The sequence below is a fragment of the Martelella radicis genome (genome assembly GCF_014196625.1).
Taxonomy (GTDB): domain Bacteria; phylum Pseudomonadota; class Alphaproteobacteria; order Rhizobiales; family Rhizobiaceae; genus Martelella; species Martelella radicis.
Genome location: NZ_JACIDZ010000011.1, coordinates 74,284 through 98,153 on the forward strand (window position 1 = coordinate 74,284; position 23,870 = coordinate 98,153).

At 56.7% G+C, this 23,870-nt stretch carries 32 protein-coding genes; 9 read left to right on the forward strand and 23 right to left on the reverse strand.

Going from position 1 to position 23,870, the window contains the following annotated elements; all coding sequences use genetic code 11:
- Positions 1-38: 38 nt before the first annotated feature.
- The 6 genes from GGR30_RS15865 to GGR30_RS15890 all read right to left on the reverse strand — a co-directional run bounded on the left by GGR30_RS15865 (position 39) and on the right by GGR30_RS15890 (position 3,142).
- Positions 39-1,082 carry a tyrosine-type recombinase/integrase gene (locus GGR30_RS15865; protein WP_183488079.1) on the reverse strand — a complete coding sequence of 348 codons (1,044 nt, stop codon included), beginning with the start codon at positions 1,080-1,082 and terminating at the stop codon, positions 39-41.
- Positions 1,072-1,257: a hypothetical protein gene (locus tag GGR30_RS15870; RefSeq protein ID WP_183488081.1), complete on the reverse strand. Its 186-nt coding sequence runs from the start codon at positions 1,255-1,257 to the stop codon at positions 1,072-1,074. The genes GGR30_RS15865 and GGR30_RS15870 overlap by 11 nt, the downstream gene beginning before the upstream one ends.
- A complete protein-coding gene (locus tag GGR30_RS15875) occupies positions 1,257-1,412 on the reverse strand; it encodes a hypothetical protein (RefSeq protein ID WP_183488082.1) in 156 nt (51 codons plus the stop codon). Before GGR30_RS15875 ends, GGR30_RS15870 begins: the two co-directional genes overlap by 1 nt.
- Positions 1,412-1,600, reverse strand: coding sequence for a helix-turn-helix transcriptional regulator (locus GGR30_RS15880; protein WP_183488084.1), 189 nt, complete (start codon positions 1,598-1,600; stop codon positions 1,412-1,414). Before GGR30_RS15880 ends, GGR30_RS15875 begins: the two co-directional genes overlap by 1 nt.
- Positions 1,601-1,616: 16 nt before the next feature.
- A complete protein-coding gene (locus GGR30_RS15885; RefSeq protein WP_183488086.1) occupies positions 1,617-2,444 on the reverse strand; it encodes a COG3415 family protein in 828 nt (275 codons plus the stop codon).
- Between the two features lie 80 nt (positions 2,445-2,524).
- Entirely contained in the window at positions 2,525-3,142 is a 618-nt protein-coding gene (locus tag GGR30_RS15890; protein ID WP_183488088.1) for a hypothetical protein, read from the reverse strand.
- 96 nt (positions 3,143-3,238) lie between these two features.
- Between GGR30_RS15890 and GGR30_RS23690 the strand changes: the two genes are divergently transcribed.
- The 5 genes from GGR30_RS23690 (at position 3,239) to GGR30_RS15910 (ending at position 4,760) form a co-directional block, all read left to right on the forward strand.
- Complete coding sequence (locus GGR30_RS23690) at positions 3,239-3,475, forward strand: helix-turn-helix domain-containing protein (RefSeq protein WP_343066511.1); 237 nt, start codon at positions 3,239-3,241, stop codon at positions 3,473-3,475.
- The gene (locus GGR30_RS15895; RefSeq protein WP_183488090.1) at positions 3,472-3,738 is read left to right on the forward strand and encodes a hypothetical protein; all 267 of its coding nucleotides are present in this window, start codon (positions 3,472-3,474) and stop codon (positions 3,736-3,738) included. The genes GGR30_RS23690 and GGR30_RS15895 overlap by 4 nt, the downstream gene beginning before the upstream one ends.
- A 79-nt stretch (positions 3,739-3,817) precedes the next feature.
- A complete protein-coding gene (locus tag GGR30_RS15900) occupies positions 3,818-4,111 on the forward strand; it encodes a hypothetical protein (protein ID WP_183488092.1) in 294 nt (97 codons plus the stop codon).
- Between the two features lie 8 nt (positions 4,112-4,119).
- On the forward strand, positions 4,120-4,341 hold the full coding sequence (locus GGR30_RS15905) for an amino acid transporter (protein ID WP_183488093.1): 222 nt from the start codon (positions 4,120-4,122) through the stop codon (positions 4,339-4,341).
- Between the two features lie 101 nt (positions 4,342-4,442).
- Positions 4,443-4,760: a hypothetical protein gene (locus GGR30_RS15910; RefSeq protein ID WP_183488094.1), complete on the forward strand. Its 318-nt coding sequence runs from the start codon at positions 4,443-4,445 to the stop codon at positions 4,758-4,760.
- A 969-nt stretch (positions 4,761-5,729) separates the two neighbouring features.
- Here the strand turns inward: GGR30_RS15910 and GGR30_RS15915 are convergent.
- The 16 genes from GGR30_RS15915 to GGR30_RS15990 all read right to left on the reverse strand — a co-directional run bounded on the left by GGR30_RS15915 (position 5,730) and on the right by GGR30_RS15990 (position 17,241).
- Positions 5,730-6,092 carry a phage tail assembly chaperone gene (locus GGR30_RS15915; RefSeq protein ID WP_183488095.1) on the reverse strand — a complete coding sequence of 121 codons (363 nt, stop codon included), beginning with the start codon at positions 6,090-6,092 and terminating at the stop codon, positions 5,730-5,732.
- Between the two features lie 2 nt (positions 6,093-6,094).
- Positions 6,095-8,071 (reverse strand): phage tail tape measure protein, encoded by a 1,977-nt coding sequence (locus GGR30_RS15920; protein ID WP_183488320.1) that lies wholly within the window; start codon positions 8,069-8,071, stop codon positions 6,095-6,097.
- Positions 8,062-9,681 (reverse strand): terminase large subunit, encoded by a 1,620-nt coding sequence (locus GGR30_RS15925; protein WP_183488096.1) that lies wholly within the window; start codon positions 9,679-9,681, stop codon positions 8,062-8,064. The genes GGR30_RS15920 and GGR30_RS15925 overlap by 10 nt, the downstream gene beginning before the upstream one ends.
- Complete coding sequence (locus tag GGR30_RS15930; protein WP_183488097.1) at positions 9,653-10,066, reverse strand: phage terminase small subunit P27 family; 414 nt, start codon at positions 10,064-10,066, stop codon at positions 9,653-9,655. The genes GGR30_RS15925 and GGR30_RS15930 overlap by 29 nt, the downstream gene beginning before the upstream one ends.
- On the reverse strand, positions 10,063-10,392 hold the full coding sequence (locus GGR30_RS15935; protein ID WP_183488098.1) for a phage head closure protein: 330 nt from the start codon (positions 10,390-10,392) through the stop codon (positions 10,063-10,065). The genes GGR30_RS15930 and GGR30_RS15935 overlap by 4 nt, the downstream gene beginning before the upstream one ends.
- Positions 10,389-10,799 carry a DUF3168 domain-containing protein gene (locus tag GGR30_RS15940; RefSeq protein ID WP_183488100.1) on the reverse strand — a complete coding sequence of 137 codons (411 nt, stop codon included), beginning with the start codon at positions 10,797-10,799 and terminating at the stop codon, positions 10,389-10,391. Before GGR30_RS15940 ends, GGR30_RS15935 begins: the two co-directional genes overlap by 4 nt.
- On the reverse strand, positions 10,799-11,215 hold the full coding sequence (locus tag GGR30_RS15945; RefSeq protein WP_183488101.1) for an HK97-gp10 family putative phage morphogenesis protein: 417 nt from the start codon (positions 11,213-11,215) through the stop codon (positions 10,799-10,801). The genes GGR30_RS15940 and GGR30_RS15945 overlap by 1 nt, the downstream gene beginning before the upstream one ends.
- Position 11,216: 1 nt before the next feature.
- Positions 11,217-11,525 (reverse strand): head-tail connector protein, encoded by a 309-nt coding sequence (locus GGR30_RS15950; protein ID WP_183488103.1) that lies wholly within the window; start codon positions 11,523-11,525, stop codon positions 11,217-11,219.
- Between the two features lie 4 nt (positions 11,526-11,529).
- Entirely contained in the window at positions 11,530-12,021 is a 492-nt protein-coding gene (locus GGR30_RS15955; protein ID WP_183488105.1) for a hypothetical protein, read from the reverse strand.
- Complete coding sequence (locus GGR30_RS23695; RefSeq protein ID WP_183488107.1) at positions 12,018-12,380, reverse strand: HNH endonuclease; 363 nt, start codon at positions 12,378-12,380, stop codon at positions 12,018-12,020. Before GGR30_RS23695 ends, GGR30_RS15955 begins: the two co-directional genes overlap by 4 nt.
- Positions 12,381-12,385: 5 nt before the next feature.
- Complete coding sequence (locus GGR30_RS15965) at positions 12,386-12,772, reverse strand: hypothetical protein (RefSeq protein ID WP_183488109.1); 387 nt, start codon at positions 12,770-12,772, stop codon at positions 12,386-12,388.
- 60 nt (positions 12,773-12,832) lie between these two features.
- On the reverse strand, positions 12,833-13,987 hold the full coding sequence (locus tag GGR30_RS15970) for a phage major capsid protein (RefSeq protein ID WP_183488119.1): 1,155 nt from the start codon (positions 13,985-13,987) through the stop codon (positions 12,833-12,835).
- A 7-nt stretch (positions 13,988-13,994) separates the two neighbouring features.
- Entirely contained in the window at positions 13,995-14,495 is a 501-nt protein-coding gene (locus GGR30_RS15975; RefSeq protein ID WP_183488121.1) for an HK97 family phage prohead protease, read from the reverse strand.
- A gap of 2 nt (positions 14,496-14,497) precedes the next feature.
- Positions 14,498-14,887, reverse strand: coding sequence for a hypothetical protein (locus tag GGR30_RS15980; RefSeq protein WP_246413950.1), 390 nt, complete (start codon positions 14,885-14,887; stop codon positions 14,498-14,500).
- Positions 14,874-16,094 carry a phage portal protein gene (locus GGR30_RS15985; RefSeq protein WP_183488123.1) on the reverse strand — a complete coding sequence of 407 codons (1,221 nt, stop codon included), beginning with the start codon at positions 16,092-16,094 and terminating at the stop codon, positions 14,874-14,876. Before GGR30_RS15985 ends, GGR30_RS15980 begins: the two co-directional genes overlap by 14 nt.
- A gap of 226 nt (positions 16,095-16,320) precedes the next feature.
- Positions 16,321-17,241: a hypothetical protein gene (locus GGR30_RS15990; protein WP_183488125.1), complete on the reverse strand. Its 921-nt coding sequence runs from the start codon at positions 17,239-17,241 to the stop codon at positions 16,321-16,323.
- 523 nt (positions 17,242-17,764) lie between these two features.
- Here GGR30_RS15990 and GGR30_RS15995 point away from each other — a divergent pair.
- The 4 genes from GGR30_RS15995 to GGR30_RS16010 all read left to right on the forward strand — a co-directional run bounded on the left by GGR30_RS15995 (position 17,765) and on the right by GGR30_RS16010 (position 22,804).
- Entirely contained in the window at positions 17,765-18,145 is a 381-nt protein-coding gene (locus tag GGR30_RS15995) for a GtrA family protein (RefSeq protein WP_183488127.1), read from the forward strand.
- Positions 18,138-19,103, forward strand: a complete 966-nt coding sequence (locus tag GGR30_RS16000) for a glycosyltransferase family 2 protein (RefSeq protein ID WP_183488129.1) — start codon at positions 18,138-18,140, stop codon at positions 19,101-19,103. Before GGR30_RS15995 ends, GGR30_RS16000 begins: the two co-directional genes overlap by 8 nt.
- Before the next feature lie 47 nt (positions 19,104-19,150).
- Positions 19,151-20,767 carry a hypothetical protein gene (locus tag GGR30_RS16005; protein WP_183488131.1) on the forward strand — a complete coding sequence of 539 codons (1,617 nt, stop codon included), beginning with the start codon at positions 19,151-19,153 and terminating at the stop codon, positions 20,765-20,767.
- 465 nt (positions 20,768-21,232) lie between these two features.
- Positions 21,233-22,804, forward strand: a complete 1,572-nt coding sequence (locus GGR30_RS16010; RefSeq protein ID WP_183488133.1) for an ArnT family glycosyltransferase — start codon at positions 21,233-21,235, stop codon at positions 22,802-22,804.
- 20 nt (positions 22,805-22,824) lie between these two features.
- On the opposite strand, the gene GGR30_RS16015 is transcribed toward GGR30_RS16010, so the two are convergent.
- Positions 22,825-23,856, reverse strand: a complete 1,032-nt coding sequence (locus GGR30_RS16015) for an FkbM family methyltransferase (protein ID WP_183488135.1) — start codon at positions 23,854-23,856, stop codon at positions 22,825-22,827.
- Positions 23,857-23,870: the final 14 nt, after the last annotated feature.

The following is a 23,870-nucleotide window of genomic DNA, read 5'->3' on the forward strand; positions in this document are numbered from 1 at the left end:
CCTAGGTATTTTCTCCTGTTGCACTAGAACATACCGTGTCAGTTGGATGTTCGGTTGGGAATTTCTGTTCCCCTTTCGAGCTTTCTTATCGCGCTCTCTGCAAGTTTCTGGTCTCGTTTGAGGTAGTGCGAATCGAGGATCGATCGCACCTGCCGCAGTGAATGGCCGCTGATCGTCACGATCTCTGGTTCGGTACATTCCACCAGTGCGAGCCGGGTAACCGCCGTGCCACGAAGGTCGTTGAAGGTCACGCCGATAATGCCAGCCTTGCCGCAGGCCTTGCGCCAGGAGGAGCGAAACCCATCCGCCGTCCAGGGTTGCCCCTCGCTGTTCAACAGAACATGCCCCACCTTCTGGCGATGAGGCTCAAGAGCCGCCCTCAAAGGTGCGCCGACGGGAATCACGACACGTGTTCCGGTCTTGCTTTGCCGCAGCCGGATCGTCTTGCCGTCGTATTGCGGCCATGTCAGCGCCAGAAGATCGCCTTGGCGCTGTCCCGTCCAAAGGGCAAGGATCAGCGGCAAATGGAGATGGGCAGGCGCTTTTGCGAGAAACGCCTGTTCGTCAGCCTCGGTCCAGATGAATTCGGCGCGGGAGCCGCGATAAAGCCTGCCGCCCTTCTCGCAGGGGTTCGCGGGCACCAACCCGCGCCCATGCGCCCATGAGAGAATACGGGCAAGAACCTGCCAGCCATAGTCGGCCTGTCGGCGCGATGCTTTCGCCCTTTCGTCGCGCCACGCCATGAAAAGCGCCCGTGAGCGCCGATCGGACAAAGCGGAGATCGGGAACGTGCCGAATTTCTGTTCGATGATCTTGATGAGGCGCACATAGTCGCTTCGGGTGCGCGGCGCGAGTCTGTCCCAGTCGCTGCTGTCCTGAAAGCCATTGATGACGGTCTGCAGGGTTCCGGCCTTCGGCGCCACCTTTTTGGAAATGGCAGCATAGTAAGCCGCCATGAACTCGGGGTCACCGCGCTTTCCCGGCAGGCGAGGCCCGCCCTTCCAGGCATAGAAATACTCAACCGTCTCACCCGAGGCGAGCTTCTTCCTGACCTTGTTGAGACCCTTCAGCTTAACGCGCATTGGACTTCAGCCAGTCATCAAACGGGGAGGGTGCGGCATTGGTATCGGCGCTCGACACGATCACGATCTTGCCGCCGTCGATTTCGACCCGACCGACATCGACGCCGCCGGCTTTGACGGCTTCAATTGCGCGCGTCACGTCGACCTTGCGCCACTGGGTTTCGCGTTTTGCCATCACACCTTCCCTTCCGCTTTCAAGCGCTTATAGAGCGCGGCCTGTTTCTTAGGCAGATATGCGGCGGCACTGGCGATCAGTGCCGCGCGCTCTTCTTCGCGCCGGATAGCGCGTCGGGCGGCCGCCTCGCGGCGCTGCTTGTAAGTGCGGGCCACTACCGTTTGCTCCTGCTATCCGAGCTGATCTTCTTGAGATCAGCCTCGCGCATCCGGATCGGAGACGTGCCGCCGCCAAGCTTGAACGCGCCGGGAAGGCGACCTTCCTTGAAATGCCGGGAGACCGTCCGCTCGCTCACTCCGAGCTCGTAAGCGATTGCCTTGCGCGTAAGAATTTTCTCAGCCATCCAGATACTCCACTACTCAAGTGTTGCGCAGATCTTCCCGCAAGGCCGACTGTTCTTCTTCCGAAAGTGAATCGAAAAAGTCGTTCCAGAATAAACCCGCCACCCGCTTTATGGTTGAACCGCTTATCTTTCTGGTCATGAGAAGGTCTTTGAAGCTGTATCTATGAACATAATCGATAGGAGATAAAGTTTTTGTGCTTTCCGAATATAATTTACTTTCGGAAATTTTCTTAGAGAATGCTTCTTTACCAAAATATATAACTTCGAAAAAGCAAGATTTTTCTTCAGAGAAAGAAAAATATATTTGTATTTGTGCCATCGCAATGGGAGAGAAAAACTCAATTTCGATGTTTCTATATGAAAAATCCTTTACTTTTCTCGGCTCTTTATTTTGAAAAGATATGAATTCGTCATTCAGCTCCGCTTCAATAATTGCTTCGATTGCCTGCACAAAGCTGTGCCCCGGTCCTAAGGCATCGAGACTAGGAATGCCGACCCCTTCGAACTCGAATTCTCCGCTTCCTCGTGCCGCACTATCTTTATGTTGTTGATCTTCACCCTCTAAAAATGTCGTCCTGGTTATGCGTGTGCTCTCAGTGGCCTTAAGTGCACTATAAGTTCTGGCCACGTCGCCAACACTGCCATTCTCAAGCATCCGTCCACCGATGGTAGTAAGAAGCAACGCAGCTATTCGAGGGGTCATCGCAATAGCGCTCTTTGGGCCGCGCCCGGCTTTCGGCACCAAGCCCTCTTCTCTCAACCGCCGGTAATATGTTGCGACCACGGTCTCAGGAACACCGAGAACGTCAGCAACTTCTTGAACTAGATATCCGCTAGTTATCACTTCGAGTCCTATTGCTTCCTGCTGCTAAAGGAATATTTTTCTTTTAGGTCGAAGTCAACCCCTAATGGAATCGGAAACCTTTAGGATGGCATGTATCTTGCCGACTGGCGCTTGCGCGGAATGCGGGCGAGCAACGCCCGTCCGTCGCGAACGCCGGTTCCATAGAAATTGCCGCCCACGCTCCATTCCTGCAAGCCGCGTTCTGTGAGTCGTTCCTCGCCGTCCTGGTCGCGGTCTTCGCTCCACCCGCAGAAAGGCTCCAGGTCATCGCCATCATCTTCCCGATCCGGCTCAATTCCGCTGTCGCCAATAGCGCCGGCCAGCGTCCATCCGAGCGAAGGCTCGTTTTCGTCGCCGCTCTCTTCGCAATCCGAGTCGTCGAACTCACGATCTTCATCGCAGGACATGGCGTCGGTGATAGGGTGTGAGCCGGTGCGCTCATTCTGATTCGGCCATCCCAATAGCGGTTCCGCGGTGCCATCGTCTTCGTCTTCTCCCTCGCCAGTCGGCGCGTAGTATTTCCGGTGCGGCACTTCCTCATCTGTCCACCCCAAAAGCGGCTCTGCATCCGGTTCGCCGTCATAGTCGTCAAGTAATGATACAAGGTGTTCGATCGTCCGCTCGATCCGCTTCCGCAGCTCCGGCGTCAGCTCCAGAATGCGGACAAAGTTCTCCTGTTCGCGAAAATGAGTGTTCATTCGCGTTGCTCCTAATTTTGCAGAGTGGTAATAGACATAATACGTGCAACTTTGCTCGTTTTATGTCAACACAAAAAGTGCAATTAGGTGTTTTTTATGATTACTTCTGCTCAGTGTCGCGCCGCTCGTGCTCTTATCGACTGGTCCCGCGACGAGCTGGCAAGAGCGTCTAAGGTTGCTGTTCGAACGATCGTTGACTTTGAACGGGGTGCCAGAGAGCCCAGAGAAGTGACGAAAGATGCAATTCAGAGAGCACTGGAGGGCGCCGGTGTTGTCTTCGTCAGCGAGAATGGTGAAGGCCCCGGTGTCAGAATGAGGAAGGTCAAAAGATGACGCCGCGCGCACTGGAAATGATCGATCGCATGCTTCAAGCGGCCAGTCCTGCCGACTATGGCATCACGGTCGGGAAGGCTCAGAATATAGCCGCTGACCTCAGGCAGGATTTATCCTCTATCCGAGGCGAGGTGCTGCAGGCTGGGCTTGCCCCCAACCTTAGGGCGATCGAAACACTGATTTCAGACCTTTGCCGTGAGCGGTCTGATAAGGCCGACGTGCTCTCTCGTTTACATTCAGCTATATATGCTCTGAAATATTAGGACGGACAGAAGCGGGCAGGGGTTATCTTCGTCGGGGAGAACGGTGAATATGCTGGTGTTAGAATGAGGAAAAACGCCAATGAGTAAAAGAGACGATTTTTTGTTTGCGGTTCAAACGGCGATTTTAGCGGACTGTATCCTGCGACAGTCCAAAAAGGACCCGACCAGCAAGGAAAAGACCTTTTCACATCCGGCTCATATTATCGGCCGTATGGATGATCTTCTTTATGCAGCAGATCGTATCCCCGAGCACATGACCGCCTTTGAAGCGGCACATTCCTACTGCTTTTATATGATCGATAGCCTCCGTGAGGATGATGAACGGTCATCAGGGAGAGAAGCTGAGTTACCTTCTTGGTTCGCTCGATACTGATTGCTGACATGAACCAGATTCACAATGAGCGTATCAAGCTGCTGGCGACCTTTCTGAATGGCCTCGGCATTGCCGTGTTCGGTGTCGGCGGGCTGGCGCCGGTCTTTTCCAGCCTCAACAGCGCCACCGGCACGCCGCTGTTCCTGATCCCGGTCAGCATCATTTGTTTTTTGACGGCCGGTGCACTACATTATGTGGCGAGCACCATTTTGAAGAGGCTGAAGCCGTGACCATGATGGAAATCATTTCCCTGCTGATCATGCCGGTCGCCGCCCTGGCGATTGCCGGAACGGCCTGGTACATCGTCAGCCACCACAAAGTCTGAACAGGAATGGCGGCGGAAGACACTCCGACGACGCGCCAGCGTAATGCGCTCCGCGCCGCTGCGGATCCCGACGGAGCTTCTGTTGCTGAATTCAGCAAGGAAGGCGCGGGCGATGGAACAATCGCTATCCTTCTCGAAAACGGCTGGATCGAGGAGTTCCTTTCGCCAGACGGAAACAAGCGGTGGAAGATCACCGAGGCAGGCAAGGAGGCGCGGCGGCGCAAGCCCGAGAAAAAGCCCAAAGCGCCCAAACTTGCATCGATGAAGCCCCGATTAAGCCCCGCACCGTCAATCCTTGAAGCCCGTCGCAATCGCAAGGCCTAGGCCGCCTCAAGCATGCCATCGAAGATTGCCGGCGTCAGCGGCCGAGGATCCGGAACAGGCAGGCAAACAATTGTCGAATCGGACAAAGCTTTCTTCCGATTTCTATACGCTCGGCTTCTTGCTCTAGCACTACACTGATCCCCGCAGTACCGGCTATTTTGCGACTGCGGCGTGAAGTCGGTCCCGCATTCATCGCATACTCGTGTTTCTACCGCTAGCCGTTCTTTCCGCGCTTTTCGAGCTCGCTGGGCAGCTACGGCGGCGCAGACCCTGGAACAGCAGACACCGTTGCTGTATTTGGGTTTGAAGGAATCGCCGCAAACAGTGCAAGTTCGCGGCTTGATGGTGTTGACAGCGTCGTAACAAGCAGAAGAGCAAAATCGTCCAGCACTTGCGTAATGGGGATGAAACATGCTGCCGCAAGCTTCGCAGGTCACCTTGGGCTTGTTTGTTCGGTTGATGAGCATCCATGCTGCCCGCCAAGCTACATCCCTATCGCGCTTATCACGTCCCGCCATCGATTCTAACATCGATCGCGCGCATTCGCGGGAACAAAATCGCCCGGAACCAGCCTCAATTGGTCCATGGCACCAGTTGCAATTGCTAGTTCCATCGGCGTAATACCGCTGTCCTTCTTCCCACCGAGGCCGTATCGCTCCAATCGACTTCAGCGCTTCGCTTACCAAGAGAGCGGCCTCGTTGTCCGCAGCCGCCCAAGAGTGTCCTTCAAGACAAAGCGCGGACCTGAGACCGTGACGGCAAGTCGCCTCATGCTCGAACCGCGTTTGTCTAAAATCGTCGAGGACCTCAATAAGCTGCGAAACAATTTGCTTTCTTTTGTTGTGGTTGAAGAGACGTTTGGGCGGGCGTTTCTGCTGCTTGTCGCCATTTCCATATCGGAATTCGGTCCAACCGGAGCGGAGACCGTGAACGTAAAAATTACTTCCTCTTCCCTTTTTGGCCATCACATCACCCGAAAATCGCGTCGAAGAGGCCCGGCGTCATCGTGCGTCGAGACTGTTTATTTTGTCTCGAATTGCCCTCCGGAAACTGCATGGCTGCGACCTGCTTCAGCCAGGCCGCATCCATCGCCTGAAGTATGTCGACATGCACTCTGCTGATCGGCCAACCGGTTACGCGGCAATAGGCAATGATCTCGGCAAAGCTGATCGGGTTCGGTCCGTTCGCGTTCCAGGTCCGGGTGGCGCTGAGTTCACAAAACCATTGCCACAGAAGCTCCGAGCCTGCTGGCAGGACAGGAACCTCTCCGGACGCGAAATGCTGATCGAGCGCCGAAATCACCAGTCTTCTGAAGCACGCATCACTTGTCATGATCAGCCCTTCTGTTGGGACCATGCCTGTTGCACGGTATTGATACCGCCTCGCTTCATCTCTCTGCCGAAGGTCTCCAGCCCAACGGCTACCGCCCCGTTGGCTTCTTGCTGCGAAATACGCACAACCTCAGCCCTCCAGTTGTGGTTTTCATCCATGAAGACACGAATGTCGGACTTCACCGCGACGGACTGGCCCTTGCTTGCCGCCGTTGCCTTTGTTGGCCGCAGCATGTGGTTTGGAATGACCTGAGAACCACGGGGGAGGTTTACGAGCTCCGGGCCTCGTTCACCGACGATGGCAGGCCCGCCCGGCGCAAAGTTTGTCCCATCGGCATACAGGCCGGTGACAAGGCCGGCAGCGACATTTGACGATGCAACGGCCATCTGCCCGCCGCCAAACCCACTGAACAAGCCGCCGCCGAACATGCCGGCGAAAGGACCGGTTCCCAGCAGCGCCGCCTGCGCAGCCGCCTCAATCAGCTTGTTGATGAGGTTGTCGAGCGCGGCGTTTCCGGTTTCGATCGCGGGGATCAACGCCGTGAAGCTGTCATAGGCCGTTTCCCTGAAGAAGTCCGCCGTCTCTGCCGCTTGCTCTTGAGCTGCCTTTTGATCATGAATGGCGCCGGTCAATTCCGTTATCGCCGCCCGCTCGTCATCGGTCGCGGCCTCACCCGCCCTGCGCAGGTTGGTGAAGATTTCCTTCTCACGCTCGCTCATGGCAAGCGTTGCCTGTTCGTCCTTGAGCGCCTGAATAAGCCGCTCGATAGCGCGGCGATCCCGATCCGCCGAGCGTCCCCCTCCGCCACCTCGGCCGGATCCTCCGCCGCTCGGTTTGGTGGTGACATTGACCGGAGGAAGCATGATCGTGTCATCATCATCGCCTGGCGAGAGCCTGTCGTTCAGGATTTGCGTTATCTCGGCATCCTTGCGGTTCGCGTCGGCAAGCTGGCGGTTGATGTTGTTTTCCGCCCGCCGTCGGCTCTGATCCGTCATATTCGGATTGTTGCGAACCTCGAGGAGCTGGTTCTCAAGCGAGAAGCGTTCATGGGCGAGCTCTGCCTGTTTGACCTCGAGGCTCTTCGTGCTTCTGTTCTCGAATTCCCGGAACATGTCGAGAAACGACGCCAGGGCGGAAGCCGCCTCGACGATCGCGGATTTGAGCGCGGTTCCAACAGTGTCCGCCACGATGCCGAATTGCCGGTCAAGCTCCACGGCCTTGTCGATGAGCTCTTCGTCCATGACGATGCCCATTTCATTGGCCGTATCGATCATTCGCTGAATGCCGGCCTCTCCGTCATCGATGAGCTTGACGAATTCCTCACCGCCCGTTCCGCCGAATATCTCGTCAGCAATCCGGATTTGAGCGGCCTTGTCGAGCTGCTGAAGCCTGCCGATGATCTCGGCAAACAAGGCGGATGGCGTCTTGAGCTTGATCGCCAATGTCTCGGCGTCATAGCCCAGCCGCTGGAATGCCTCGGATGCAGAGCCGCTCTTGCCGCCGGAGAAAATGAATTCATCTGCCCGCAGGTTCATTTCCTTCAACCCGTCTGTCAGAGCGTCGACCCCGATCCGGTTTTGCTCGGCAACGAACTTCAATTCCTGAAACGACTGCACGTCGACGCCGGCGATGCGAGCCTGATCTCCAACTTCAGCAACACTAGCGGCAACATCGCGAACCTTGGAAACCATCGCCGTCAAACCTGCGATCGTCAGCCCTCCCACGATGCCTCCGGCGAACGCCTTCCCGAAGGTGCCGATCTGCGCGGTCGTCGAGGCGAGAGCCTTGTTCATCGCTGAGGTTGACCGCTGCATGTCCCGTTCCATGCCTCGCGTGGCAGAGCGTGAGGAACGCCGCATGCGATCGAAGTTCTTGTCCGCGGTGTAGCTCGCCTTGGCCATGTTTTTTTCGAGGTCACGAATACGCGCCTCGACCAGGACAAGCAGTCGCTCTTCATCACTCTTGGCCATCAGAACCACCCCATGTCTTCAGTGAAGTCTTCGCTGTCATAGACCGATCGGCCGGTATCGCCGGCCGCCGCGCGGCCCACTGCCATTGCGCAGGCAACCGCGCCGTCGATGCGATCCTTGCTCTTGCCCTTGTGGAAGGCCGTATTTCCCGCCGCGTCGACGTGCACCACGATGTTCTCGAAATTCCACCGCAACACCGGGTGTCCGCCATGGATCAGCCGGCGGCCGAGAATGGCGCGCTCAAGCTCCTTGACGGCGGGCGCCATGGTCACCCAGCCCTGCCGCATTTCCACGGCAGGCAGGCCGTCTTCCTGCAGGTTGTTAAGCATGTTGCGCGCCATGTGCGGATCGAAGGCGATTTCCTGCACATTGAAGCGAGCGCAAAGCTCCCTGATCTGGTCTTCGACAACGCGATAGTCGACGACGTTTCCGGGCGTCGGCGTGATGTAGCCCTGTTCGGCCCATTCCGGATAGGGAACGCCGTCACGATCCGCCCGGCCGCGAAGATTGTCTTCCGGACAGAAGAACCACGGATGAACGATATAGCCGTCGCCGTGCTGCCAGGCGGCAACCACTGCGGTCAGGTCGTTGTTTGAGGAAAGGTCGACAGCCAGCCAGCACGGATATTCCTCCATGTCATCCACATCGACGGGGAAGGCGCCCTGATCATAGACCAGCATGTCAACGAACGGGTCGGAGGAATGGTCGAGCCATACATTCAAGTGGAGCTGGCGAAACGCCTCACGATCGCCCGGTCGCTCTTTGGCCTCGCGCGCCATCTGGCGAAGCCCTTCGATGTCGGGAAAGCCATCGGTAAGGCCGGGATTGGCGCGATACCATAGGTCTTCATCCAGCCAGTCAGCATCGCGTGGTGTTTCGAAGAGAATCGGAAGGGTCGCCGGGTCATCGATCTCACCGCGCGCCACCTTGCGCGCATAGTCATAGAAATCATAGGCGACATTCTCTTGCCCGCGACCGGCAGTCGAGATCACCATGAGAAGCGAGCCCGGCACTTTCACAAGGCCGGTGCGAACCACATCCCACAGTTCACGCTTCTTCCAGGCATGAAGCTCATCGACCAGAGCAAACAACGGGGTGCGCCCATGCTGGGTTCCGGCATCCGCCGATATCGCCTCGAGGAATGCTCCGCTCTTTGGTGCCGTCAGCCGGTTCTTGGAATCGGTCAGCTTCAGGCGGCTTTCAGCGGCAGGAATAGCCCGCACGATGCCGATTGCCTCATCATAGGCAATGCGAGCCTGTTTGCGGTCGGAAGCCGCACAGATCGCCTCACCACCCTGCACGTGCTCCGGGCCGATGGTGTGAAGCAGACCAAGCGCCGCTCCAAGCGATGTTTTCCGATTGCCGCGCGGCAGAAGCATGGCGACATTGCGCACGATCCGCCGCCCGTTTTCGTTGCAGGGACCATAAATGCGCCGAATGATACGTTCCTGCCACGGCGTCAGGTCGAAGGCGCGACCCGGCAATCGTGATTTTGGATGGCGCAACGACCGCAGAAAGCGCACAGCGCGCTCGCCATAGCCGAACGGGTCGGGGATGGGGGATTCGTCATAAATCCAGTCCGGATAAGTATCAGAAGGTAAACAGGCCGAATTGCTCATCGCCATCCTCTTCCGGTCCCATGCCAGCCCGCGCGCGCGATGCCGGCGTCAGGCCAAGTTCGGCTGAAAGCCGGGTGATTTGCTGTTGCGCGCGGCCGAGAACCGTGCAGGCCGGGTTCTGTTTCAGGAAGCCTTCCTTGGTGGCGATCAGAGCGCCATGCTCGGCAATGGCCTTTTTGGCTTCTCCCTGCATCCACCGGGCAAGGATGTAGGTTTCAACGGCCCCCAGCATTGCCTTGCTGAGTATCTGACGCTTCACCAACTCGGTGGTCACCGCGTCCCATTCGTCACGCATGCTATCCGGCATGCTGTCCGGCATCGGTGGCGCTTCGGTCAGCGCATCTTCCAGTTCGCGCGGATCGGCTTTACGTCCGCGCGTGCTCATGGCCCTGCCTCTTGACCGCTCGAAACGCATCGCAACTCCAGACCTTTGCGGCGGCCGATTTCCTTCACCTGTTTCAGCTTGAAGACCATGCCGTCATGAACGACGCGATCGGCCGGGGTGATACCGTCGCGCCAGCGAACCCGGAACACCACTGCGGTTTCATCGATCGCGCCATAGTCGCGCAAGAATTCGTCCGTGCTGGCCTCGACTTTCTGGGCGCGCAGCGTATCAATATCCGTCCAGGAGAAGACGGGTGCGCCATATTCATTCACCGTCTCAGTACTGCGCTGAACCGTAATGATCTGATCGAGGCTTCCGGCTCTCATGCGGTCACCTCGACGACGGCTTCAATGGTCACAACGCCATGGCTGAATTCCCCGCTCGGGTCGCGAAGGAAGCGGGAAGAAGAGACGAAACAATCAGCGCAGTGAAAGCCGGGCGCGAGAACAGGACGACGCATATTCAGGACCGCCCGGGCGACGGAGGCGATCAGCTTGGCGCCGGTCAGCGCCTCTTCGCGCTTCCAGACATGCAGGTCCATGTAGATGCGCAGGCGGTTGCGACTGATCGCGCCGTCATCGACGCTCTGCCCCTCGCCAATGATGATGGCCGGGTCTGGCGCCGGACGCTCATTGCGGTCCAAAATGTTCTCGGCAGGCACCAGGGCGGTCATTGCTGCGCTTGAGATCAGGCGCTCACGAATGGCTTTCTGAAGGGCGAGTTCGGCGCTCATCACTTACCCCAGCGCTTTCTGACGGCTTTGGATATCGTTCGCTTCGTCCGGCTGGTGATCCGCTTCTTCAGAAGACGGTATGCCGGCCAGAAGAAGGGTTGCGCCGGCGCTGCCTTCGTTCCGTACTCGACAAGGTGCGGATAGCGGACATCTTCATTCCCGACCGTCACCGCCACGGCGTTTTCCGGAACCATGCTGGCGCCGCCAGGCTGCGAGTACGGTGGCGTCTGCTGTCCGGGTCCTGTGACAGCGATGCTGCTCTTCAGGTCTCCACTGTCTTCCGGCGCAAGGCTTTTCATGGTCGAAGCAAGCTCATTTCCCGATTTCATGAGGTCAGGGACGATCGCCTCGCGAACATCCTTGGGGATTGCGTTCAGCCTTCGCTTCAGTCTGGAGATGCCGCCGTCATTCGCCATGTCAGAAGCTCCAGTCCCGATATTCTCGGATGATTTCCCGGACCCCGAGGGGCATGGGAATGGCGGTCACGCCGACAATCACGGCCTCCCGGTTTTCATACCAATGAGCGGCAAGTTGCATCACAGCCTCGGCCAGTGAAGGCGGTACGGGATCCTGATCGGCATTGCCGTAGCTCTCTTCGATCCGGTATCCCAGAAGACGCTCGATATGGTTTTGAGCGGCGGCGATCTTGTTCGTGATCAGATCGTCGTCGCTGTCGCTGGTCACGTTCAACTGTGCCTTCATCTGATCGAGCGTCACGATTGCCATTGGATCAGTCTCCGGTCGTGGCCGCGATCTTGACGACGTTCGAGTTGACTGCCAGCGAGAGGTTCAGCTTCGGAACATTGTTGGCCTCGTCATAGGCTTCAGACACGCTCATAACCTTGGCAATCCACATGCGCTCGGAAGGTGCGGGCGCACTTCCCGTTTCCGGGGCGTCGGTCAGCACCAGCCGGAAGGCATAATCGTGTTTGGTTTTCTCAGCCGCCAATGCCGCAATCTGGCCGGCGTCCTCATTGTTGACGCTGCAGATGACTTCCATCGTCCCCGCCGAGCGGACGCCCTTCAGCGTGCGTTCCCGCGGATATCCGATATGCGCGACGGTGATCGGCTGGGACGTATCGCCAAGAGACCCCAGGTTTTCGAGATCGGCAATCTCAGTCCATGTCTCGCTGGAAAAATCGGCCTCGGTAAAGTCGGCGCTCTTCTGCGCCTTGGCACGGCCGATATAGAGCTTGGCGCCGGCTGTCGGGAAAAGGCTCATGGTTCCACCTCTTTGGATGCGCGCCGCTCTTCCGATTGCTTGGCGCTGTTGTGACAGTGATGGCAAAGGGGTTGCCAGTTGGTGCGGTCCCAGAAGAGCCGCTGATCGCCCCGATGCGGTATCTTGTGGTCGACCAGAGCGGCCGGCTCTCCGCAGCGGATGCACATGGGGTAGTCTTCAAGGAAAGCCTTGCTCTCCTTCTCCCACTGTCGGGTGTAACCCCGCTGGCGGGCATTCGGTCGCTTCCGGTCAAAGCGGGCTTTCGTTGCCCTGTCCCGCGCGGCCACGAGCCTGCATTGCTCACCCGTCATATGGGTGAGGCCGCAGTATCCACACACGCGCGGGGCTTTGCTCGGCATGGGCGTCAGGCCACCGGCCGTTCGGCGGCATTGCCCTTGATCAGCACCGCGCCGGCCGCGATCGAGGTGCCGCCATTCTTGGTGACGACGAGCCGGACATAGCGCTTGAAGCCCTTGTAGCCGACCTTCACAACCGCGTTTTCGGCGAGACTGGCAGGGAACGCCCCTTCCAGGTGACCGGCCGCGACATCGGTGAAATCGCCGCTGGTCGTGGTGTCCGATTCCTGCAGCTTCGCGGTAAAGTCTCCGGCCGAGTCGATCGCTCCGGTGTTGATCACAACGGCCACGCTGCCGAAGCCGATCAGGTCCAGCGCCGCGCCCGTCACTGTCGCGGTCAGAACGGCCGGCGCAAGCGCCGCGACCGCTCCGATATTGTTCACAAGATCACGCATATCGTGTTCCTCATCTGAGATGCGGCATTCGCCGCCGTTGAAATCGGGAGACGGTAACCCTTACGAGGTCGCCATCTTGAGTTTCTTGAACCGCGCGGCCTGAAGCACGCGCCCGCCGACGCGCCGCGTGGCGTGAATGCGGGTGAGGCCGGAGGTTGCGAGAAGGTAGGGGTTGACCAGAATGGACAGGCTCACCCGGTCGAGGATCCGGTAGGCGGAAAAGTCGCCGTAGATCAGCGGGAAGGCATTGGCCGCGATATCCTCCATGTCGACCATCTCGACAACCGGACGGCCGAGAATGGTTTCGGGCTGGCCGGCCTGATAGGACGGCTGCCAGAGATAATTGCCGTTGCCATCCTTCAGCGTGCGGATGACGCCGAGCGTGGTGCCGTTCATGGCCCAGGAGCCGCGACCGCGATAGGTTGCCGGCAGCGAGTACATGAGCTTGATCAGCGCATCGGCGGAAAGGTTGGTGGCGTGGCCATTGGCGAAAGAGGCGATATCCGGGTTGGTCATGAACCCTTCGGGCTGCTTGGCGCCCGTGCCGTTGACGAAGGCCGAACCTTCCTTCTGGCCGAAGTCTTCCGACAGCGCCAGGCGCACTTCGGTTTCAGCCTGTCCGGCGCTGTCGGCTAAGAGCTGGTTGGAGATATCGACGTAGGTCTTCAACTCATGAACCGGAATTTCGGCCTGTCCGAAGCTGGCCGTCGATTCTTCCTGCGCTTCGGTCTCGCCGCCCCACTTGGCATTGGTGATGCCGGTTCGCTTCGGATAGACCACGGAAGGTGCGCCGGTCGATCGCACTGAAGCGACCGAACGAACGGGAGAGAACTCGACCAGATCCTTGATGAACTCGGACGACATTTCCGCCGGCGCGAAATAGCCGCCGCTCGGGTCGCTCGAAACCGTCAGCGCCTTGCGCTCTTCGGCGGGAAGGGCATCGCCGCGCGCCAGATAGATCGAGAACGCCTTGCGCTCTTCAGTCGGCTCTTCGGTTTTCTTGTCGCCGCCCGGCCGGTTGGCTTTCGTCTCCAGCGCCTTCAGACGCTCTTCGACCTTCGGGTCGACGCCCTTTTCCTCGACCTTCTTCAGGCGTTCGTCGACGGTTTTCGACAGGTCCTCGATCGCCTTGGTGACGATGTTTTCGGGGTCGTCTTCCTCACCCTTCAAGATCAGCGCCGAGCTTGCCAGCGCCTGTTTGGTGAAATGCTGCATAGGTTGTTCACCCTTTCAGTTGCGCCGTGGCGCGGTTGAGGGCTTCTGCCAGTGTCAGAGCCCTGATTGCGGATTTCGCGCTGGTAACCCGTGCGCCGGGATGCATGCCGAAGGTGACAAGCGACACCTCCCAAAGATCGAGCTTGGTGATTGTCCGGCCGCCGCCCTTGCGCGGACTGGCCTTGCGGGTCTGGAAGCCGACCGAAAGCCCTTTGACGGCGCCAGCCTTCACCAGCGCATGAACCTCACGGGCGCGGGCGACTTCCTCGATCAGAAGCGAACCCTTCACCTTGAGGCCTTCATCGTCTTCGTCGGCCTCCGTCCAGGTTCCGACTGGATCATTCGGATCGTGACCGAACAGGAGAGGAAGCGGCAGCGACACACCCTTAAAAGCGCCCTTTTCGATGACGTCGCCGACACGATCGGGTGAGCCCCACGGCCACGCGATCCCCTCGATTACGCCGTCATCAAGCGCGGCCAGTTTGGTTTCGAAGAGGATTTTCTCCATCGTCACGCCTCCGGCCTGAAATTAGCGCGATCGCCGGCAAAGGCATCCGCCTGCGCCTGTATCCATGTGCCGGCGCAAAGGACGCGAACCACGGCCTTGTGGGTCATGGCGATAGCCTTGCCATCCTCCTCGATCTCCCAGCGCAGAACGCAGCGGGCGAGCATGTTGAGGCGGGCCTTTTCGCGGCTGGTCGCCGAAACCTTGCCGTGTTCGTCGGCAGCCTCGGCAAGCTCATCCATCATCGCGATGCGGGCGCGCCGCTGGGTGTCGCTGTCGGGGCCTGCCATCCAGAACCGCATGCCGGTTTTGGTCCCGGTCCACGGATCGATGATTTCGAGCATGCGGCCCTTGTCCTGGTCGGCCACGTTGGAAAGAACGTCACTCAGGTCCATTGCCGGGCTCCTGTGTCTGGTCATCGAGCGCAGGCCCGCCATTGTGGCCAAGGCCTGGCTGGTTGCTGCCCGTGTTCGGGTTCGCATACTCCTCGCCGCCATCGCGCGGCGGCAGGTCGAGCCATGCCCGGCCCTCATTGGGGTTCAGCACGCGGCTTGCGATAAGGCTGTTGATCGCCGTCGCACGGTCGTTCAGATCGGCGCGGGTCAGGTCGTCGCGGTCGAAGCGAATGCGGAAATCGCCGCGCTCCTCAGGCAGAAACAGCGCCCGGCGAAGCGCGCCCTCCAGCGCTCGCAGCCACGGCTCCAGCGTGTAAGAGAGGAATTCCTTGCCCATCTGCTCCGAGTTCGACCAGGTGGCGCGGTCGAGGTCGTAGATCATCGATGGCGGGACGCGGAAGGCACGGGCGATTTCGATGATCTGAAATTTGCGATTTTCGAGGAATTGGGCGTCGGTCGAGGTCAGCGTCATGGCCTGCCAGGTCGCGCCGTCCCAAAGAATGGCCGTGCGGCCGGCATTGTCTGGACCTTCATGGGCGGCACGCCAGGCCGCCCCCATCTTCTTGAAGCCTTCGTCGCCGAGAGGTTTCGGAGACTGGATCACGCCGCCGGGACGGGCGCCGTTCTTGAAGAGCTTGCTCGCGTGCCCTTCCATGTCCTTTGCCGCGCCGATGGCGCCGGCGGCGAGCGCCAGGCACGACCGACCGAAGGGGCCGCGAAGATGGACGATATTCTGCGCGTCCTCGGCGCGATTGTTGATTTTGAAGCTGGGTTCCTGCCGCCCGTCGGCGCTGAAGTCGACGGTCACATGGTCGGGCTCATACCGGACGATTTCCCGGACTTCATCGCCGACGCGGTTCACCCAGGCGATGCCGCCGCGATCATGGGTCAACGCCGTGGCGACGAGATCGCGGATCAGCTCGAAGGTCGAGGTCCAGTCATTGGGCCGGTCAGCCAGAAGGCGGGCGACCGGATGTTCGGTCTCGCGTGTCCAGTTGTTCCCGTCGCGCCTTTCAACGATGATATCGAGCGTGGCGGATGCTTCGGAGATCAGGCGGATCGACGATTGTACGGCCGGGACCGTGAGCGCCGTCGCAAGCGACACAGTGGATCCTGCCACGCTCCCGCCGGTGAACAGCGCGTATTCCGCCTCGGTCGGATTGCCGAGCGATTTTTTTTCAGAACGTGGAAAGGGCCATATCTTCATGTTCCATTTTATGCCCCCAATCGAGTCGTTTTCGGAAGGTGACAACTGGGGACAACTTGGGACACGAAATTTTCCTTACTAAATGTCACGCGCTTCCGCCGAAAACCCCATAACATATTGGTTCAAAATGGTTTTTCTTCCCAATTAGAAAAAATCTCGCGCAAACCTCCCCGCACCGGTCCCCGATAAGGGCGGGAAGTTTGAGACCACCCCCGGTCTGGCGCGGTCAGTCCGCGAACCTGTATCCATCGCGATCGATATCCACGATCGGCCCGCTATCTTCGGGGTCCAGTTCCGGCTCGCCCCGCAGGTTCCGGATGGCGCGCGCCTGACGCTGCCGAACAGCCGCCGCATAATTCGGGTCGCGGCCCATTTCGCGAACTTCGGACAGTTCATGTTCCAGCCGTTCACGGACTTCCCGCTCCCTGTCAAGGCGCTCATGAAGTTCATGGCATTCATGCCGAACGTTGCCATCGTCTTGTCTCTGCGATGCGAAATCGTCAGGTTGACGCCACCTCTTCCATTCGAAAGCCTCTTTCGGCCTTTCCTCACGACGATTGTTCGTAGTGTTATTGTTCTTGGTCTTCGAGGGGTTCAGCTTCTTGAACCCTATCAGGTTCTTCAGCCATCGCTTCCATTCCTGCGACACGATGCGAATGATGTTCGTGAGGTTCTTGCGTCCAGGCCGTGGCCGCTCCTGAATAGCGATATAGGGAGAAGCGCCGGACCGTGCTTTGCGGAAAGCATTCTGACAGGTCGTTCTTGATACGCCCGCAAGCGCCGCGATCTTGTCAATCGGAAGGTCACAGAGTCCGTTCCGCTTAACCTGTTCCGCTACGATGCTAAGCGCCGCACGTTCGCCTTCAGTGAACTCCTCACGCATTTCCTTGGGCAACCGGCTTGATCCGGCCCACGACCGCTTTCGCCGGCGGGATGCGTCCCGGTCAGGCGAGGCAACGCGCAGGCGATCCTTCTCGATAAATCGTCCTGGCCGACGACCGCCAACATTGCGCGGGCCGTGAAATGCCCGCCAAGTGTGGGCTTTCCCTGTCTCATAGGCATGGGCCAGTTCACCGTCACCAGTCCAACCACGCGCGACGATGGAACTGCGCAGGAGCGCAGCCGAGGGAGCGAAGCTGTCTGCCATCACTGCCCCCCGAAGTCGATCTCGTGAGCGCGCTTGGCGGCGTCAATGGCCTGCAAGTTCGTAAGACCAAATCGGTCTTTGAGGGCAGGTACGAACGCCGACCCAATCTCATCTCTGTGCTGGTTGAGACAATTCGCTGCTTCTTCAAGACGTGCGTCATCGTCCCGAAAATCAGTTGGATTTTCGGTCGTAACCCTTTGATTTCTCATCGGGTATTTTCTCCGGATTTGGAGAAAATCGTTCGGAAATTCAGCCTTTAAGCTGGGCCTCTGACTCCGTTAGTCCTGGTTCGAATCCAGGTTCCCCAGCCATTTTTTTCCTGCCTTGTTCAACATGATCTCCAGTCACGGACCCTCTCATCCTGAATTTTCAGGGTGTGGTTTGATGGCGGGTACAATTTCGGCGTCTGTATTTTTTGCGCGGTATGGCTGTATGGACGACCTAAAGTCACAATGGGCGTGACAAAGCCGCGAGGACCCCTTAAGGAAGCCGAAGCAGATGTTGGAAAAGGTCGGTTCCGCCAATGCCGCTTGTTGTCGAACAATTCCTGAAGTATGGCCTTGTCGGCGTAATGAACACGCTCATCACGCTGTTCGTAATAGCGGTTCTGAGCTATCTCGGCTTTTCTCCTGTCGCCAGTAACATCATCGGCTATGCCTGCGGGTTGCTGAACAGCTTCATCTTCAACGGCCGGTTCACCTTTGCCTCGTCTTACAACAGAAGGGCGGTCTACCGCTTCCTGGCAGGTTTTGCCGTGGCTTATGGCCTCAACCTGGTCGTCCTTGTCGCTTTGACGCGGCAAGGCGAGTTGCCTGAAATGGTCTCGCAAGTCGTGGCGATGGTGGCCTACAATGTCTGTTTCTTCCTGGTCATGAAATTCTGGATTTTCGAAAAAGATGGCTGATCCCTATTCCCTGGATGTCGTGGTTCCCTGTTACAACGAGGAAGACAATCTTCCCCACACCATTCCAGTCCTTCATGACTATCTCGCAGGCCTTCTCACGCGGGAGGACGTGAGCCTGGCTCGGTTCAGGATCATCCTCGTCGACGATGGCAGTTCGGATCGGACCTGGCAGCAGATCGAGGCGTTTACGCGGGAAATCGGCGCTACCGGTTTGAAGCTCAGCCGCAATTACGGCCACCAGAATGCCATGCTGGCGGGCCTTTCGGTCGCTGATGCCGACGTCGTTCTGACGATTGACAGCGACCTGCAGGACGATATCAACGCCGTTCTCGAGATGTTGAAGGCTTACCAATCCGGCGCGGATCTTGCGCTCGGCGTTCGCCGCTCGCGCGGCGAGGACAGTTTCTTCAAGAAGAACACCGCGAAGGGATATTATGCGTTGATGAAGCTGATGGGCGCGCAGATCATACCCGATCATGCGGACTTCAGGCTGATGTCGCAAAAGGCGCTCAAGGCGCTCCTGGCGCATGAGGAGACAAACCTGTTTCTGCGCGGGATCATTCCGAACCTCGGTTTTAGGGCTGAGGTTATCAAGTATGACCGGCAGACGCGCGAACATGGCGAGACCAAATACACGCTCAGGAAAATGCTCTCGCTGGCCGTCAACGGCGTGACATCGTTCTCTGCCGCGCCGCTCCGGTTCGTGGCCGCCTTGGGTATTTCCGTGTTTGTGCTTTCGATGTTGCTTGCTTTCTGGTTCCTCATGGAGCGGCTGTTTGTCGCCAAGAGCACGGTTCCGGGCTGGGCCTCGACCGTGCTGCCGTTGTTGTGGCTCGGAGGCCTCCAGATCTTTTGCATGGGGATCATCGGCGAATATGTCGGCAAGATATATCTGGAAGTGAAACGGCGGCCGCGGTTCATTATTGATGAAGAAATTAGCGCTGCAGATATTATGTAAGTATATTATATGTATCTATATTGAATAACTAATGTAAGGTGTAGGGAATGGACAAGGGGACTATCGAATCTAAGTTAATGTATTGGAGTTTCGGAGCGTTTATTTTATCATTTTCGCTAGGAATCGTTCATCACAGTCTATTTTTCCCAACTTTCTTTGATGGCGATGCGGCGGCCATGCAAGTTTTGGCTTCTGCCATAGTTGATGGAAAATCAATATTACCATCTGACTTTAGCTATGGAAATCAGATAATAATTCTTAGATCAAGTCCATTCATTGCTTTCTCTCTGGCTATCGGCCTTAAGGGCTATACAGCATTCTTAATCGGATCAGCTCTGAGTGTCGCATTCTGGGGCGTGGTGTTATATAATATTCTAAATATTCACTTTAAATATCCTCAAAAATCTATCTTGCTCACCGCAGTTATGCTTCTCCCCTTGGGAGTGTTTGAGTCCAATTATATCTTGGGTCAGCAATCTCACCTAACAAATGTGATACTAGCATTAGGCGTTGTCATCTTTGCAAAAGAATACTTGCATACCTTTAATAGAAAATATCTAATATTATTATCAATCACTGTATTTTTACTATCATTTGAGTCCCCTATTAGAGGGCTCCTCGTGATGTTTCCAACTTTTATGGCGGTTTTTCTATTTTCAAAACTCAGAAGCGCGGTATCTGTTTTTTCTACGGTCTGTCTTTCATTTGTGGCGGCTTTCTTCACAAATAAAATTCTTGTTCAAATGAAGGGAGTTAGAGTAAATTACTTTGAAACCTTAACATTTCGATCCGTAGATGAGATAATTTCAAATATTATAAAAAATTCGAATGAAACTTTGAATAACCTGTCAAGTTTGAATTTGTTTGCCGGGCAAAAACTTTCATTTTTTGCGCTTGTAGTTATTTCCTTCTCAGTATTATTATTATTTAGCTATTTTTATTGCCTCCTTTCTGGCGTGGCACGGGCAAATCAACTTGCTAAGTTAATGTTGCTCGCCATTCCAGGTGGTCGTTTCCCCAGTTCAATAGGGAGTCCAGACTTTGTACAGCTTGTGGGAATATTCGGTGTTCTCGTTGGCGCGATCGCCGTAGCTACACTGAATCCGGATTCATCAAGGCACTACCTTTGGGCCATTTTTGTATTAAAGCTGGTTATCTTCGATTGGTTCTATAATTTGTTCGCGCATAGAATTCGTAGAATTCCAGCTTCGCTACTTTTGAGTTCGCTTGCATTCGTCATGTCTCTCTGGTTCGCGCTGATTGTTCGGGATGGGGTATCTGTAGTGCATTCCGTCGATAGAAGATTGAGCGATAGCTCCGTATCCGAGATTGGGCGGTTGTCGCGCGAACTTGAAATTAGGAATATATATGGTGAAGACTTCTGGCGGATGATGCCCCTGAATGCGTTTGTCGACGATATGCACGCGCAAACTCTTTTGCTCTACGATGGCGAAATCCGCCCATATATGTGGCTATCCCGTCCGAGCGTTTTTTGCGCTAGTGATGAAGTGCTGTATTTTCTTAAAAATGGTGAAGCTGATGAAGCCCTTAAAGAACGGCTGCCAAGCCTTGGCGGTCAAATCATTGCCGCGGGAGATGGGTATTCGATCTGGAAAGGTCAGCCTGCTTGGAAGAAATTGGATGACTTAGACTGTGAGGAATGAGGCGGTGTTGCCCTTTGACTGAACGGCCCAAGGTTTCTCGGACATCCCTTCCGTCGTCTTCGCGTAAATCTCACTCCGTTAGATTGATGGACCTTACTGCGGGCGTATTGTCATGGCCTCTTCCCTGAAAGGCCCACCGAAGGAGCAGATTGTGCTTCACGAGAAAGGCCGCCAGTCCATCCTGGCAAACTGTGCCCCAGCTTCGAGTGGAGCAGCAGCGGCGCTTCGACAAGGAGCTTCTGGTTGATGGTCTCAATACACTCGTATTCGATTTGCCTGACGCTCGTAGGCTTGGTGGGCCGGACCAACGCGAACTGGCATTCGGCGTCAAAGAGATCGCGATCCGATAAATTCATGAAGCGAAGCCAGATGTTTGACGCAGGCTACTAGATGCAGTTCTGTTGGCGTCGACGAGGGACGCTTTATGGCCGATACGTCGTGTAGAATTCTCAAGAAGGGGAAATTATGCAATCGAAGTCTGGATACGGCATCGTGCTGGGGGGCGCGATACTCGTATTTGCAGCGCTGAACATATCGCTCGCACTGAATGTGGGGGCCTTGTCCGCACCTCCGGTCTATGACGATAACGGCTACCTTCTGGATGGCTACTATCGGTTCATGTTCGACGGTGTGCGCTCTTTTCGGTCACTGGCCGAGAACTTTGTCCAGCACCCCCCGCATGCGCCGGTCGAAACTTTGACGGTAATTCTCGGTTTTTGGCTCTTCGGTTCGAGCAATATCGGGCCGTACATCATGAATTTCTGGGGCTTTACCGCCTTTGCCGTGATGATGTTCAGCGTTGCGCATGACAGGATTGACGCCCGCTCGGCGACATTTCTTGCGATCACCGCCATGTTCGTTCCAGCCGCAGGCGCTATCATGTCGGAACTCAGGCCCGACATGATAGCCGGGCTTTTCTTCGCGTACTCCGGTTATGTGCTTCTCGTCCGGGACGGGGCGAGGCGCGACCGTCGGTCCGCGGCGCTAGTCGGTCTTCTCTGCGCGTTTTCGCTGATCATCAAACTTAGCGCCGTTGTGATCACTGTTCCGATGCTTGGTCTTGCGCTTGTCGCCGGCGCTGTCCTTCAGCGCGAGTTTAGATCACAAGCCATCTCTCGCGCTGCCATCACTGTGGCGACAACGCTCGTCATTCTTGTACCGGTCACGTATATTTGGGGAAGTCAGACGTATGCCTATATCTACCAGGCTTTGATTTCAAACAGAGATGTTTGGTTTACGCCCGGAGACAGGTGGTTCCATCTCAATTACTACGCAATGGGTCAGGGCGGTTCGATAGGGCTGGGTAACCTCTTTTATATCGCGGTCGCTTTGGTTCTTTTCGATGTCGCCGTCTCACTGGCGACAAAGAGAGGCGATCTTCGTTCCTTCGCTTATTATGCTTGGAGTTTGTTGATCTTTATCGGGATCGCCAATTCGGCGGAGAAGACGGTTTATCAGGGTAGCTTCTTTTTCTTTCCGCTTGTCATAAGCGCGGTGTTGGCCCTTAGCAGGTTGCTTGCGACGATTCCTCGCCGGGCTTTCGGGCTCGCGGGCGCTGTCACCCTGTTGGCGGTTGTGTTTCTTGAGCCCGCACACACCTATCAACAGGGCGTCTATCGCAAAGACACCTGGCCGATGCTTGAACAAATCTCGGATCTGGTGGTTCAGGGGACCTCTGTTGCACCTATTTGCAGCGGCCCCTTCTATCGCTACGCCACAGTGGGCTCTTATCCTGTAACGGCTCAAGCCGTCGCATTGGAGGTGGCGAAGCAGGATCACCTGCGCCTCGCCATTGATCAGTTGTTTATTATGCGGGAGTTGGAGCCAATGATGCAGGAGATCGAGAAAGCCAATTTTGTCCTGCTCCCAAATGAAGCCGGGATGCGCGAAGCCGTCAACCAACATCTGCCAGGTGTTGAGTTTAGCGATCAGATCATGGGTTTGCTGCGACAGGATAGTCGTTGGCGCGAATACCGCATTGATGCGACCGATCCGCCCACACTGTTTGTCCGTGAGGTCTGCGAACAGGCAGGATAACCGACGGAAGAGCCATGTGACTATTCCCCAGCGCTGTATTGTTGTTCCTGAAGCAACCTGTCGATGACGTGTTGCTTGGCATGCCGATCAGCGTCGATCGCGTCGCGTTCCGATACTAGTCTGTCGATGACAGCCTGCTTCGCTTGCCTGTCGGCATCGATATCGTCTCGATCTCTGGTGAGCCTGTCGATGACAGCCTGCTTCGCTTGCCTGTCGGCATCGATATCGTCTCGTTCTCTGGTGAGCCTGTCGATAACGGCCTGCTTTGCCTGCCTGTCGGCTTCAATGGTGTCGCGCTCGTCCAGAACTTGCTGGATGATGTTGGCTTCATCGTCAAAGAAGACGTCACCCATCGATTCTTTCCTGACGTAACGGGCTGTCTCTATCTGGTCGAAAGCCCCCGGTGGCAGGACAAAGTGCTTTTTCAGCTCAATGTCTTCATTTCGAAGGTAAAAATTATTCAGCCCGTCAAACCAGACCCTATTGTAGCCGTTGTCGGTCAGGATATGCTCCCATTCATCGCTGACCTGTTTTGTACCGTTGACCTCGACCGCTTCCATGACGATCGCCCGTGGTCGATACCGGTTCCAATCACCGCTCATGAGCAGTTCCGTTTCACCGCCTTCGACATCGATCTTCATGAAATCGATATCCTGTCCGTCAAGAAAGCGTTCGCAGATTTCGTCAAGGCGCATGAAGGGAACATCATGGGTCTTGATGGTGTGCCCCTGTTCTTCGAGATGGCGCGCAAGGCTTTCCAGCGCTGTCGAGTTTTCGGGATAGTCGGCGATTTCGTAGAACCGGCACGAACCGTTGGCGTTGCCGACGACTGCCTGAACGTTGATGTCTTCCGGGCGCAGGGCCGAAAGCCGACGTTGACAGCGCGGTAAGGGTTCAACGTTCACGCCGCGCCATCCCTTGTCGTAGAAGTGCTTGGTGACGGAGAGATACACGGGATCGGCCGCTCCGATGTCCAGATAAACGCCCCGGTGGTTCTGGGGGAATAGACGTGCGAGCATCACATCTTCGAAGTTTTGAGCGTAAGAGATCATTCGTCTTGCCTCCT

Excerpts from the sequence above, each read along its gene's own strand:
- GGR30_RS15865 (WP_183488079.1), bottom strand. The coding sequence starts at position 1,082 with ATGCGCGTTAAGCTGAAGGGTCTCAACAAGGTCAGGAAGAAGCTCGCC.
- GGR30_RS15870 (WP_183488081.1), bottom strand. The coding sequence starts at position 1,257 with ATGGCAAAACGCGAAACCCAGTGGCGCAAGGTCGACGTGACGCGCGCA.
- GGR30_RS15880 (WP_183488084.1), bottom strand. The coding sequence starts at position 1,600 with ATGGCTGAGAAAATTCTTACGCGCAAGGCAATCGCTTACGAGCTCGGA.
- GGR30_RS15890 (WP_183488088.1), bottom strand. The coding sequence starts at position 3,142 with ATGAACACTCATTTTCGCGAACAGGAGAACTTTGTCCGCATTCTGGAG.
- GGR30_RS23690 (WP_343066511.1), top strand. The coding sequence starts at position 3,239 with ATGATTACTTCTGCTCAGTGTCGCGCCGCTCGTGCTCTTATCGACTGG.
- GGR30_RS15895 (WP_183488090.1), top strand. The coding sequence starts at position 3,472 with ATGACGCCGCGCGCACTGGAAATGATCGATCGCATGCTTCAAGCGGCC.
- GGR30_RS15900 (WP_183488092.1), top strand. The coding sequence starts at position 3,818 with ATGAGTAAAAGAGACGATTTTTTGTTTGCGGTTCAAACGGCGATTTTA.
- GGR30_RS15905 (WP_183488093.1), top strand. The coding sequence starts at position 4,120 with ATGAACCAGATTCACAATGAGCGTATCAAGCTGCTGGCGACCTTTCTG.
- GGR30_RS15910 (WP_183488094.1), top strand. The coding sequence starts at position 4,443 with ATGGCGGCGGAAGACACTCCGACGACGCGCCAGCGTAATGCGCTCCGC.
- GGR30_RS15915 (WP_183488095.1), bottom strand. The coding sequence starts at position 6,092 with ATGACAAGTGATGCGTGCTTCAGAAGACTGGTGATTTCGGCGCTCGAT.
- GGR30_RS15925 (WP_183488096.1), bottom strand. The coding sequence starts at position 9,681 with ATGAGCAATTCGGCCTGTTTACCTTCTGATACTTATCCGGACTGGATT.
- GGR30_RS15930 (WP_183488097.1), bottom strand. The coding sequence starts at position 10,066 with ATGAGCACGCGCGGACGTAAAGCCGATCCGCGCGAACTGGAAGATGCG.
- GGR30_RS15935 (WP_183488098.1), bottom strand. The coding sequence starts at position 10,392 with ATGAGAGCCGGAAGCCTCGATCAGATCATTACGGTTCAGCGCAGTACT.
- GGR30_RS15940 (WP_183488100.1), bottom strand. The coding sequence starts at position 10,799 with ATGAGCGCCGAACTCGCCCTTCAGAAAGCCATTCGTGAGCGCCTGATC.
- GGR30_RS15945 (WP_183488101.1), bottom strand. The coding sequence starts at position 11,215 with ATGGCGAATGACGGCGGCATCTCCAGACTGAAGCGAAGGCTGAACGCA.
- GGR30_RS15950 (WP_183488103.1), bottom strand. The coding sequence starts at position 11,525 with ATGGCAATCGTGACGCTCGATCAGATGAAGGCACAGTTGAACGTGACC.
- GGR30_RS15955 (WP_183488105.1), bottom strand. The coding sequence starts at position 12,021 with ATGAGCCTTTTCCCGACAGCCGGCGCCAAGCTCTATATCGGCCGTGCC.
- GGR30_RS23695 (WP_183488107.1), bottom strand. The coding sequence starts at position 12,380 with ATGCCGAGCAAAGCCCCGCGCGTGTGTGGATACTGCGGCCTCACCCAT.
- GGR30_RS15965 (WP_183488109.1), bottom strand. The coding sequence starts at position 12,772 with ATGCGTGATCTTGTGAACAATATCGGAGCGGTCGCGGCGCTTGCGCCG.
- GGR30_RS15970 (WP_183488119.1), bottom strand. The coding sequence starts at position 13,987 with ATGCAGCATTTCACCAAACAGGCGCTGGCAAGCTCGGCGCTGATCTTG.
- GGR30_RS15975 (WP_183488121.1), bottom strand. The coding sequence starts at position 14,495 with ATGGAGAAAATCCTCTTCGAAACCAAACTGGCCGCGCTTGATGACGGC.
- GGR30_RS15980 (WP_246413950.1), bottom strand. The coding sequence starts at position 14,887 with ATGGACCTGAGTGACGTTCTTTCCAACGTGGCCGACCAGGACAAGGGC.
- GGR30_RS15985 (WP_183488123.1), bottom strand. The coding sequence starts at position 16,094 with ATGAAGATATGGCCCTTTCCACGTTCTGAAAAAAAATCGCTCGGCAAT.
- GGR30_RS15990 (WP_183488125.1), bottom strand. The coding sequence starts at position 17,241 with ATGGCAGACAGCTTCGCTCCCTCGGCTGCGCTCCTGCGCAGTTCCATC.
- GGR30_RS15995 (WP_183488127.1), top strand. The coding sequence starts at position 17,765 with ATGCCGCTTGTTGTCGAACAATTCCTGAAGTATGGCCTTGTCGGCGTA.
- GGR30_RS16000 (WP_183488129.1), top strand. The coding sequence starts at position 18,138 with ATGGCTGATCCCTATTCCCTGGATGTCGTGGTTCCCTGTTACAACGAG.
- GGR30_RS16005 (WP_183488131.1), top strand. The coding sequence starts at position 19,151 with ATGGACAAGGGGACTATCGAATCTAAGTTAATGTATTGGAGTTTCGGA.
- GGR30_RS16010 (WP_183488133.1), top strand. The coding sequence starts at position 21,233 with ATGCAATCGAAGTCTGGATACGGCATCGTGCTGGGGGGCGCGATACTC.
- GGR30_RS16015 (WP_183488135.1), bottom strand. The coding sequence starts at position 23,856 with ATGATCTCTTACGCTCAAAACTTCGAAGATGTGATGCTCGCACGTCTA.